Raw genomic sequence first — 12,411 nt, forward strand, 5'->3', positions numbered from 1 at the left:
AAGAATTTTTAAGATTTTGGCAGGGATACCCCTAGTTCATAAACTCTGGCATGTTTCAAATACTTTGAACGTTCTCTTGATGTTACCGATTGAAAATGATCATTTTTGAGCACAATAATCGGGTCTTCTATATTTTCGATCTCAAAATTGGCAAAATACCTTTCATCCGGACTTGTTTTGTCATTATCTGCTTTAATTTTCTGCAGTTCGTCTGCATATTTTCTAAATCCGGGATCAGATGAATGGATAAATTTATACTCATCGCCTGCATACACATAGTAATGAAGTTTTTTCTCTATCAAACCAGCTTCATCTATAATTTCTGGGTTATCGTTTCCGTCTTTAAACATCACTTCCACTAATATTCCCCCTTTTTTGCTGGCGCATTGCTGAGCGTCTTCAAAGCTTGAAAAACCTGTATAAACAATTTGGTCGTTTAATACATAACGGTTCAGTTTCTGGTTGTATGCATTCGTTTCCATAATTATTCTTTTTGATTTGATTGGTAGTTATATACATTCAATTCTTTTGCCAAATTGCCTTTTTTTTGAAAATTTCGTCATCAGATGTTTTTTTACCCTAAATGTCCAATCAACAATATATACCATGAAAAATTAAAAAAAATTCCAAGAGTGCAATTAAAAGAAGTACAAGGAGGTGTTTTACCGGGAATGAGAAGATGTGTAGACGGGCAAATATGTAAACTTAGAATCTGGTGGATTGGAGGACTGGAAGAAATTTCATGTAAATCAGGACACTTCATCCTGATTTTTGTTTTATATGGTTATGTAAGTAAGATTCATTAAATTTGGAAGCATTAAAATTAGAAATGAAAAAACTACTCTTAACTCTTACTATAGCAGCGGCATTTCATAATGTGTCAGCACAGGAAATCACTTTAGACAAAATATACTCAGGATACTACCGTGGTAAAGGCATTGCCGGGATTACGTCTATGAAAAACGGGGAAAACTATCTTGTTATCGAGCCTTCAGGAATTGCAAAATACTCCTACAAAACCTCTCAAAAAGAAGGAAATATTGTAGATGGAAGTTTTGAAAGCTATATATTTTCTGATGATGAGTCTAAAATTCTTTTACTGAAAGAAAGCCAGCCTATCTATAGACATTCTTTCCTTGGAAAGTTTGAAGTAAAAGATTTAAAATCAGGAAAAGTAATTAGTTTAAATGACGGAAAGCCAGTTCAGGAGCCTGCTTTTTCACCTGATGCCACAAAAGTAGCTTTTATTGCTGATAACAATTTATATTACCAGGATCTAACATCCGGAAAGATCACTCAAATTACTACTGACGGTAAGAAAAATGCTATTCTTAACGGTTTGGCAGACTGGGTTTACGAGGAAGAATTCGGACATGCAAAACAGTATGAGTGGACGAAGAATTCTGATGCTATTGTATTTGTAAAATCTGACGAGAGCCAGGTTCCGGAGATTTATATTCCCATTTATGGAAAAAATCTTTATCCTGCAGAGATGCGCTACAAATATCCTAAAGCCGGAGAAAAAAATTCTGTAGTTTCTGCACAGCTGTATCGTCTTGATACAGAAAAAGTAATACCATTGAGCCTAGGTTCTTTCAAAAACTATTATATCCAGAATGTTTTCCAGACTGCGAAAGCAGATGAAATGGTTCTGATTACTTCGGAGAGAATTCAAAATGCTTCAGATATTTTAAAGGTAAATACTAAAACAGGAGCAGTACAGAAATTATTTACAGAAACTGATGATAAGTGGATTGAAACAGACAGTCCTACCATTGAATTCCTTGATGATGATTCTTTCCTTTGGGCTTCTGAAAGAGATGGAAACCGCCATTTATATTGGTATGATAAAGATGGAAAACTTAAAAAACAAATTACTAAAGGAAATTGGGAGGTAACAGATTATTATGGTTTCAATCCAAAATCTAAGGAAATCTACATCCAGACTACAGAAAAAGGAAGCATCAATAAAGTCGTTTCTAAAGTAAATATCGAAAATGGCAAGTCTCAGCTGATCTCCAATGCTGAAGGAAATAATGCTGCAAATTTCAGCAAAAACTATAACTATTTCATTGAAACCTCTTCTACAGCTGCAAAACCTCACACCTATGTTTTGAAAGACGGAAATGGTAAAACAGTGAAAGAACTTCAAAACAATAATGATCAACTTCAGAAACTAAAAGCAGATAATTTTGTTGAAAAAGAGTTCATCACCATCCCTAATGCTGTAGGTGATCAAATGAATGCTTGGGTAATGAAGCCTAAAAACTTTGATCCTAATAAAAAATACCCATTGTTTATGTTCCAATATTCCGGACCGGGATCTCAACAGGTTGCGAACTCTTGGGACAATGGAAATGCCATGTGGTTCAACCACCTTGTACAAAAAGGATATATTGTTGCTTGCGTAGACGGACGTGGAACAGGTTACAAAGGAACAAAATATAAGAAAGTTACTTATATGAACCTTGGAAAATATGAAATTGAAGACCAGATTACCGCAGCAAAATGGTTCGGAAACCAATCTTATGTTGATAAAAGCAGAATTGGAATGTTCGGATGGAGCTTTGGAGGTTATATGACAAGCTTAGCGATGACGAAAGGAGCCGATGTCTTCAAAATGGGTATTGCCGTAGCACCGGTAACCAACTGGAGATATTATGATTCTGTATACACGGAAAGATTCATGAGAACACCTCAGGAAAACCCTGATGGCTATGATAAGAACTCTCCTACTGAATATGCAAAACTATTGAAAGGAAAATTCCTTTTAATCCATGGAACGGCTGATGATAATGTACATTTCCAAAATTCTATGGAATTATCCGAAGCTTTGATTCAAAATAAAAAGCAGTTTGACTTTATGGCATATCCGGACAAAAATCACGGAATTTACGGTGGGCAGACAAGACCGCAATTGTACCAGAAAATGACAGATTTTATCTTAAATAACTTATAATATTCTGAATTATACATCCCTTTCAATATTTTGAAAGGGATTTTTATATTTATTTCATTAATCATTTGGGACTATATTATTTATTTTATCAATTGGAATTAAAAACCTATTTTTGGGCAATTGAAATTTGAATATATGAAGACAAAACATCCTAAAGGGCTGCCTTACCTTTTCTTTACAGAAATGTGGGAGCGTTTCGGGTACTACCTGATTCTTGGAATCTTTGTTCTGTATGTCATTGAACCTACTGGTATGAAAGGAGGTCTGGGCCTGCCGGACAAAACTGCTGATGACATTTTCGGAACTTATATCGCATTAACTTATTTGACTCCTTTTATTGGTGGTTTCTTAGCCGATAGAGTTTTAGGATATATTAAGTCTATTTATCTTGGAGGTATTTTGATGGCTGCAGGATATATTGGAATGGGTGTTTTCAAGGATTTACCTTTATTTTATGCCTCTCTGGCATTAATTATCATCGGAAACGGTTTCTTTAAACCTACCATTTCTACCCTTTTAGGAAATCTTTATTCTGAAGAGCCTTATAAAGCCAACAAAGATTCCGGGTACAACATTTTCTACATGGGAATCAATATCGGAGCATTTATATGTAACATTATTGCTGCATTTATGCGTAATAAATTCGGTTGGGGTGAAGCCTTCATCACTGCTGGAGTTGGAATGTTGATTGGTATGGTTATTTTTACCATCGGTAGAAAGCATTACATCCATGCTGCTCAGATGAAGCCTGTACAGGAAGGAGATACTAAGCTTTCTGAAATCATGCTTAAAGTGTTTGTTCCTGCTATTGCTGCCGGAGGTATTGGTTGGTTTATTCCTAATAATATCTTTGGAAGTGACAGTACAGATGCCTTTATTTTTGCATGTGTTCCTGTTATTTACTTTTATGCTTCTCTTTACTTTAAGGCTAAGCCTGATGAAAAAGCATCCATTGGAGCATTACTTTCTGTATTCCTTATCAGTATGTTCTTCTGGGCGGTTTTCAAGCAAAACGGAACTGCTTTAACAAGATGGGCTAACTATTATACAGACAGAAGCGTTCCTGCATCTTTGGAAAAGCCTTTGGAAGGAATCTATATGGTTGACGGAAAGAGCTACGAAGACAAAGAAGTTCCTGTATATGACAACCAGTTCCGTTCTCAAAAAGATGATAACGGAGACACTAAAAAAGAAACAGGAAAGGATGTTTACTTTAAAAATGTCTCTCCGGAACAGCGTGCTGCTCTTGAGAAAAACCCTGAAAATAAAGTTTACTTATACAATACGGAGCTATTTCAATCTATTAATCCATTCTGGGTAATTGCATTAACTCCGGTTGTGGTAGGATTCTGGGCTTTGTTAAGAAGAAAAGGAAAAGAACCTTTAACACCTACCAAAATTGTTTTAGGATTATTCATTTCCGGATTATCGTGTCTGGTAATGGTTTTAGCGGTAATGGCTGGAGATAATGGTTCTGTAAAGGTTTCTCCTTTATGGCTGGTAGCAAGTTACGGAGTAATTACCATTGGGGAATTATGTCTTTCACCTATGGGACTTTCATTCGTTTCCAAGCTTTCCCCTGCAAGGATTACAGCTTTAATGATGGGTGGATTCTTCCTTGCTAACTCTGTAGGAAACAAACTTTCAGGAATTCTGGCAAGTACATGGTACAGCTATGAAAACAAGACGAATTATTTCCTTGTGAATTTCGCTTTGTTAATATTTGCTACACTTTTAGGCCTTTCAATGTTAAAAAGATTAAATAAAATTATGAAGGAAAAAGGGCATTAAACCTTGATCTTATAAAGAATAGCAAGCTGCGGATTAGGTCCGCAGCTTTTTTATTTAAAAATAAAATTAAAACCTTGCCAAAAACCCAAAATAAACTATATTTGTCAGTCTTAACAAAAATTAACAATAGAATGGATAATATTGAAGCAATAAGTCCGAAACCGGATGAATTGGTAGAGAATAAGAGCACCAGACATCCGAAAGGATTATGGGTTCTATTCGGAACGGAAATGTGGGAGCGTTTCAACTTTTACGGAATGAGAGCACTTTTAACGCTCTTTATGGTAAATTCCTTATTGATAAAAGAAGCTGACGCAGCGATTATCTATGGTGGATTTTTAGCTTTATGTTATTTAACTCCGCTTCTAGGAGGGTTTATTGCTGATAAATATATAGGAAACAGATTTGCCATTATCGTAGGTGGATCTCTTATGGCGATTGGTCAGTTTTTATTATTCATTAGTGCTTCAACTTTCTCTGCGGATCTTGGAAGTGCTAAAATGATTATGTGGTTGGCATTATTTGTTATCATTTTTGGTAACGGATTCTTCAAACCTAACATTTCCTCAATGGTGGGAAGCCTTTATCCAAAACAGGAAAAATCTAAACTGGACTCTGCTTTCACCATTTTCTATATGGGGATCAACATTGGAGCATTCTTAGGACAGTTTATCTGTCCTTACGTAGGAGACGTAAAAGATGCTACAACCGGAGTAAGAGATATCTTTGCTTTCAAATGGGGATTCTTAGCAGCTTCAATTGCGATGCTAATTGGAACTATAACATTCTTTATCCTTAAAAACAAATACGTTGTAACTCCGGAAGGAAGACCTATCGGAGGGTTACCAAAAAATAACAGTACTGCAGATTTCGAAGAAGGAGAATCTCAGACAGCTAAATTCTCAGGGATGTCTTTAGGTATCACGGTAGGTATCTTTGCTGTTCTTTTCTTTGTATTCAGATATCTACTGGTAGGACAACTTGGGTTTAACTCGGTGGAAATGGGCCAAATGATTAAAGGAATTATTTATCCATTCATTTATGCAGCAGGGATTTCCCTTGCATTCCTGATTATGACTTCTGCTGAAAATAAAGTGGAAAGACAGAGAATCTGGGTAATTTATATTGTTTCATTCTTCATTATCTTCTTCTGGGCTGCTTTTGAACAGGCAGGTTCTTCATTAACATTTATTGCAGATAACCAGACAGACAGAAACATTTTTGGATGGAATATGCCACCTTCAATGGTTCAGATTTTCAACGGAATTTTCGTAGTTCTACTGGCTGTTCCTTTCAGTTTATGTTGGGATAAATTAAGAGCAAAAGGAAAAGAGCCGGTATCTCCATTCAAACAGGCAATGGGACTAGCATTAATAGCTCTTTCTTATTTCATCATTGCACACAATGTAAAAGATCTAGGAAACTCAGGTTTATTAGCCATCAAATGGTTAATGCTTCTATACTTTATCCAAACTTGTGGTGAGCTTTGTTTATCTCCAATCGGACTTTCTTTGGTAGGTAAATTAGCACCAAAAAGATTTGCTTCCTTATTATATGGTGTTTTCTTCATCTCTAATGCTGCTGGGTATGCTTTAGCAGGTTCATTAGGAGCATTGATCCCTGCTACAGGTGATAAATTTAAAAAAGCTCAGGAAATTGGAGTAAACTTACAGGATGTTTTAGATAAAAAAGTAACCTTAACTACTGAGCAGGTTGCTGCATTTGAAAAAGCTCAATTACCATTACACAACCCTACTTTCGTAGGATTTGAGATTCACAATTTATTTGAATTCTTCATGGTATTCGTTGTACTTTGTGGTATTGCTTCTGTAATCTTAGGTTTACTTTCACCTATCTTAAAGAAAATGATGCACGGTGTAAACTAATTGCATTAACAAAATATGAATAAAACCTCTGCTAAGTCGGAGGTTTTTTTTATTTTCGTATGATGGAAATTTCCGAAGATTCTTTATTCCAATCCGTAAAGGAGATCATTAGACAGTCGCGCGAAAAGGTTTTTCGAATAGCGAATTCTACGCTACTGCTTACTTACTGGCAGATTGGAAAACTTATTGTTGAAGATGAGCAGCAGGGAAAAGAACGTGCTGAATACGGAAAATATACCTTAAAAAAACTTTCTCAGAAGCTTACTTTAGAATTTGGAAAAGGATTTGACTACACAAATCTTTCCAATATGCGTAAGTTTTATATGGCTTTTCCAATTGTTGACTCAGTGCGTCAACAATTGAGCTGGACTCATTACAGACTCCTCTTTAAAATAGATAATACTCAGAAAATCAATTATTATATAGATGAAACAATTCAAAATAATTGGAGTTCAAGGGACTTAAAAAGACAAATCAACTCACTCGCCTACGAAAGAGTTTTAAAACATAAAAAATCTTCAGCTGAAAACATCCACAGTGTTTTAAAAGATCCTTACATTTTTGAATTTCTTGGCATAAAGGCAGACGAACAGTTTTCTGAAAAAGAAATTGAAACTGCCATTATTGACCATATCCAAAAGTTTTTACTTGAATTTGGAAAAGGATTCGCTTTTGTAGCCAGACAACAACATATCTCCACAGATACCTCAGATTTTTATATTGATCTGGTTTTCTACAATTACATTCTAAAATGTTTTGTCATCATTGACCTGAAAACCGGAGAACTTTCTCATCAGGATATTGGGCAAATCGATATGTATGTAAGAATGTATGATGACCTGAAACGAGGCGAAGGAGACAATCCAACTATTGGTATTTTACTTTGTTCTGAAAAGGATGAAACCATTGTAAAGTATTCGGTTCTCAATGATAAAAATAATTTATTTGCCAGCAAATACCTGCTGTACCTCCCAAAAGAAGAAGAATTAAAACAAATCATCGATCAGGACAGAATTCGTTTTGAACTGGATCAGGACAATAAAAACCCTTAATTAAAACAATCATATTATCATTATGAGCTTAACTTTAGATGAAATACAAAATTTCAAAGGAAAATACCCTAGGCAAATATGGAGTCTATTTTTCTCTGAAATGTGGGAACGTTTCTGTTTCTACGGAATGCGTGGAATGCTGGTTTTCTTTATGATCTCACAGCTTAACTTCCACGAAAAAGAAGCGAACCTTCAATATGGTGCCACACAGGCTTTCGTATATGCCTTTACCTTTATAGGGGGACTTTTTGCTGATAAAATCTTAGGATTCAGAAAATCTCTGTTTTGGGGTGGACTTCTGATGATTCTCGGAAGTTTAATTCTGGCAACCGATCCTCATAAATTCTTTTTCCTTGGAATTGCATTTACTGTAGTGGGGACAGGTTTCTTCAAACCTAATATTTCGTCAATGGTTGGTCAGCTTTATAAGCCTAATGACTCAAGAGCAGACGCAGGTTTCTCCCTGTTCTATGCAGGAATTAACCTTGGAGCATTACTAGGTGGTTATTTATGTATCGCTATTGGAAAAGGAGAAGTCCTAAGCAACCTGATTGCTGAAGAAATGAGATGGCATATTGCGTTTGGATTAGCTTCTGTAGTAATGGTTATCAGTTTAATCAACTTTGTATTTACACAAAAAAGATTAGGAACTATTGGTTTACAGCCAGGGCATCCATTAGCAGAAACAAAAAGCACTCCTATCCCAAAATGGAAAGAGTATGGAGTTTATGCTCTGTCTTTAATTTTCATTCCAATCATTATGACAATGGTTGCCAGAACAGAATATACGGATTATTTCATGTGGACTATCGGGCCATTGACACTGATCTATTTATTCTATGAAATGTCTAAAGTAACGGCTGCTGAACGTAAAAAGCTTTGGGCTGCCCTAGTATTTATTATCTTCTCGATTATATTCTGGGGAATATATGAGCAAAGTGGAGGTTCATTAAGTATTTTCGCTGCAAAAAACCTTAATAAAGACCTTTTCGGATTGGATCCGAATGGTGTGAATAACTCAGGAGGTGCCTTTTTCATCATTTTCCTTGCTCCATTAGTTGGTCTTCTTTGGATTTGGTTGAATAAGAGAAAGATTGAACCCAATACAATTATTAAATTCGGATTAGGATTTATTTTCTTAGGAGCGGGATATTACGTTTTATTTGCCACCCGATTATTTGCAGACCTTCAAGGTATTACTTCTTTGAACTTCTTTACACTGGCATTATTAATTATTACGCTTGGGGAATTATGCCTCTCTCCTATCGGGCTCTCCATTATGACGAAACTTTCTACCAAAAACCTCCAAGGAATGATGATGGGAATGTGGTTCCTTGCATCAGCATACGGACAGTATGTTGCAGGAATCATAGGGGCAAGTCTTGCTACAGCTAAGGAAGGTTCTACCAATTATGATGAACTTATCACTTATACTGATGGATATAAACAATTGGGATTGTATGCTATAATTGCCGGAGTGGTATTAATTTTGATATCTCCGTTTGTGAAAAAATTAATGCAGGAAGTAAAATAAAAAAATAAGTAATTATGCTTATTTTTACGTAAATATCAAATTATGAAGAAAATTTTAAGCATACTTCTCTTATTACTATTAAATTTTAGTTTTGCACAGACTAAATGGATGACTATTGAAGAGGCTCTGAAAGCACAGAAAGAAAATCCTAAAAAGATTCTTATTGATTTTTATGCAGAATGGTGCGGGCCCTGTAAGATCATGGACAAAAAAACTTATGGTCACCAGGTACTTTCTCAAATTTTAAATGAGAATTTTTATCCTGTAAAATTTAATTCAGAAGAAAAGAAGAGTATTGAAATTTTCGGACGAACTTTTTCAAATCCTAATACAGAACAGAAACAAGGACGCAATTCACTGCATGAATTTACTCAATACATGAATGTAGGAGCTGTTCCAAGTACCGTATTTTTGGATGAACACGGTGATCCTATCACGATTCTTCAGGGAGAATTATCTGCCAAAGAACTGGAACCTTACCTGGAACTGATCTCAAAAGATCTTTTTAAAAAGATCCGTACTCGAGAACAATGGGAAGATTATCAGAAAAAGTTCAAATCTAAAATAAAAGATTAATCAGCATTAAGTTTTAAAACTTTAATGGTCTATATAAACTAAGACTTTCAATTTTTTTTGGAAGTCTTTTTTATTTTACCGAAATTCGAACCTTTGTTTTTCACCCCATATTCGATTCCCGAATCTCAGATAAGAAATGACTTTAGAAACTTCCATAGAATATGTAAAAGGAATAGGTCCGGAAAGAGCCAAACTCATTAAAAGTGTGTTAGGATTATCGACTGTAGAAGACATGCTGAACTTCTACCCTATCCGTTACCTGGATAAAAGTAAGCTCTATAAAATCTCTCAGCTTCATGAGGAAACCAGCCAGGAAATTCAGTTTAAAGGAAGAATTACTCAGGTTCAGGAAATTCAGACCGGAAAAACCAAGAGATTAACGGCTAAATTCAATGATGATACAGGAAGCATGGATCTTGTATGGTTTCAATATTCTAAATGGCTGAAAGAACAGCTTCCCATTAACCGTGAGGTTTATATTTTCGGGAAAATCAATGTATTTAACCACCAATTTTCCATGCCACATCCTGAAATTGAGGCCGAGGAAAAGAAAGAAGGCGAAACCCGCTTAAAACCCATTTATCCAAGTTCTGAAAAATTAACAAAAAGAGGGCTCAATCAGAGGTTTTTTCAAAATGCTTTAAGAAATATCTGCAGGGAAATCCCGAATCTTATTGAGGAAAATTTCCCGGAATATCTGATGAAAACCTTCAATTTTATGTCACGCCAGCATGCTTTTCTAAATGTACATTTCCCTAAGGATCAGGAACACTTTGATAAGGCAGATTTTAGATTAAAATTTGAAGAATCTTTCTTTTTTCAACTAGGATATGGTTTAAAAAAGCTTCATCATAAAACACAGTCTTATGGTAATCCGTTCCCTATTATAGGCGATCATTTCAACGATTTTTATGAAAAATACCTTCCGTTTGAACTTACCGGGGCTCAAAAAAGGGTTTTAAAGGAAATCCGGATGGATATGAAAAGACCTATTCAGATGAACAGGCTTTTACAGGGTGATGTAGGTTCCGGAAAAACAATGGTTGCTTTATTAACGATGCTTATTGCCATGGATAATGGTTTCCAAAGCTGTCTGATGGCTCCTACTGAAATTCTTGCCCAGCAGCATTATAATGGGATAAAAGATTTGCTTGAAAAAACGGGAATCAATGTCCGATTGCTGACTGGTTCCACCAAAATAAAGGAAAGAAGGGTTATTCACGAAGAGCTGGAAAATGGTTCACTTTCTATTCTTGTGGGAACTCATGCGGTTCTGGAAGATAAAGTTAAATTCAAAAACCTTGGGCTTTCTATTATTGATGAGCAGCATAGATTTGGAGTGGCACAACGGGCAAAACTGTGGGCTAAAAATAAGATTCCGCCTCATATTCTGGTGATGACCGCAACCCCTATTCCAAGAACATTAGCGATGAGCTTTTATTCTGATCTGGATGTTTCTGTAATTGATGAAATGCCTGTGGGAAGAAAACCAATTATCACTGCTCACAGGCGTGAAAAAGATAGATTATATGTGTATAATTTCTGTAAAGATGAAATCAAGAAAGGAAGACAGGTTTATTTTGTTTATCCATTAATTGAAGAATCTGAAACGTTGGATTACAAAAATCTGATGGAAGGCTTGGAACACGTCATGGATTTCTTCTCTGACTACAATGTGACCATGCTCCATGGGAAGATGAAACCGGACGAAAAGGATACTGCTATGGCTTATTTCGCTTCAGGAAAGGCAGAGATAATGGTAGCTACTACCGTTATTGAAGTAGGAGTAAACGTTCCGAATGCTTCAGTAATGGTTATTGAAAGTTCTGAGAGGTTTGGTCTTTCACAGCTTCATCAGCTCAGAGGACGTGTAGGAAGAGGTGCAGAGCAGAGTTATTGTATTCTGATGACTTCCGATAAGTTATCGAAGGAAAGCAGAACCCGTATCAAGACAATGACTGAAACCAATGATGGTTTTAAAATTTCTGAGGTTGATATGCAGCTTCGTGGTCCCGGTGATATTTTAGGAACCCAGCAAAGTGGTGTGGTTGATTTTAAAAGGCTGGATCTGGTGAACGATTCTGCCATTATTAAGACTACCAAAAATACTGTTGACAAAATCCTTGAAGCTGATCCTATACTGACAAGACAAGACAATCTGATTATTAAAAATTACTATATAAAGTACTATAAAGGAAAAAATAAGTGGGGTAAAATTTCATAAAAAAAACCGCAGAAAAATTTTCCTGCGGTTCCCTTATAAAACTGTTATTTAGAAGAAATTACTTTTTTGGTCTGCTTAAAAAATTTATTTTAATAGCTTATACTTAATATTTTGTGATGTGGTGTGGTGTGGTGTGAAAATATCTATAATATTATTTGAAGATAAGTCATCACTATTAAAATAAATTATAAAAAACAAAATGAATTATTTTTCCAACTTGCTTATTATAAAAACTAACTGTGTCTAGTGGAGATGAGGGAATGAAACGAATAAAAATATCTCCAACTATTTCGAGTTTTCATGATTGTACCGTTTTGTTTAAAGATCTTCTATGCTTTAAAATTGGAAATGAATATAACTCATTTTGTTTACATCGTGATTTATATATT

Annotated in this window: 9 protein-coding genes; 8 read left to right on the forward strand and 1 reads right to left on the reverse strand. The window is 35.4% G+C overall.

All coding sequences use genetic code 11. The features are described 5' to 3' along the window. Positions 1 to 8 precede the first annotated feature (8 nt). Entirely contained in the window at positions 9 to 482 is a 474-nt protein-coding gene (locus tag J2772_RS19875; RefSeq protein ID WP_209919789.1) for a hypothetical protein, read from the reverse strand. Between the two features lie 150 nt (positions 483 to 632). On the opposite strand from J2772_RS19875, the gene J2772_RS19880 reads away from it, so the two are divergent. The 8 genes from J2772_RS19880 (at position 633) to recG (ending at position 12,022) form a co-directional block, all read left to right on the forward strand. Next, positions 633 to 806 (forward strand): hypothetical protein, encoded by a 174-nt coding sequence (locus J2772_RS19880; protein ID WP_209919792.1) that lies wholly within the window; start codon positions 633 to 635, stop codon positions 804 to 806. Between the two features lie 23 nt (positions 807 to 829). After that, complete coding sequence (locus J2772_RS19885) at positions 830 to 2,959, forward strand: S9 family peptidase (RefSeq protein WP_209919794.1); 2,130 nt, start codon at positions 830 to 832, stop codon at positions 2,957 to 2,959. Between the two features lie 135 nt (positions 2,960 to 3,094). After that, entirely contained in the window at positions 3,095 to 4,750 is a 1,656-nt protein-coding gene (locus J2772_RS19890) for a peptide MFS transporter (RefSeq protein WP_209919796.1), read from the forward strand. A gap of 131 nt (positions 4,751 to 4,881) precedes the next feature. Beyond that, the gene (locus J2772_RS19895) at positions 4,882 to 6,636 is read left to right on the forward strand and encodes a peptide MFS transporter (RefSeq protein WP_209919798.1); all 1,755 of its coding nucleotides are present in this window, start codon (positions 4,882 to 4,884) and stop codon (positions 6,634 to 6,636) included. Positions 6,637 to 6,698: 62 nt separating this feature from the next. Then, entirely contained in the window at positions 6,699 to 7,688 is a 990-nt protein-coding gene (locus tag J2772_RS19900; RefSeq protein WP_317194520.1) for a YhcG family protein, read from the forward strand. A gap of 22 nt (positions 7,689 to 7,710) precedes the next feature. Further along, positions 7,711 to 9,222, forward strand: coding sequence for a peptide MFS transporter (locus J2772_RS19905; protein WP_209919802.1), 1,512 nt, complete (start codon positions 7,711 to 7,713; stop codon positions 9,220 to 9,222). 42 nt (positions 9,223 to 9,264) lie between these two features. Further along, on the forward strand, positions 9,265 to 9,798 hold the full coding sequence (locus tag J2772_RS19910) for a thioredoxin family protein (protein WP_209919804.1): 534 nt from the start codon (positions 9,265 to 9,267) through the stop codon (positions 9,796 to 9,798). A gap of 136 nt (positions 9,799 to 9,934) precedes the next feature. Then, the gene (gene recG / locus J2772_RS19915; RefSeq protein ID WP_209919806.1) at positions 9,935 to 12,022 is read left to right on the forward strand and encodes an ATP-dependent DNA helicase RecG; all 2,088 of its coding nucleotides are present in this window, start codon (positions 9,935 to 9,937) and stop codon (positions 12,020 to 12,022) included. Positions 12,023 to 12,411 lie beyond the last annotated feature (389 nt).

Origin of the sequence: Chryseobacterium jejuense, from assembly GCF_017877355.1 — a bacterium.
Classification (GTDB): domain Bacteria; phylum Bacteroidota; class Bacteroidia; order Flavobacteriales; family Weeksellaceae; genus Chryseobacterium; species Chryseobacterium jejuense_A.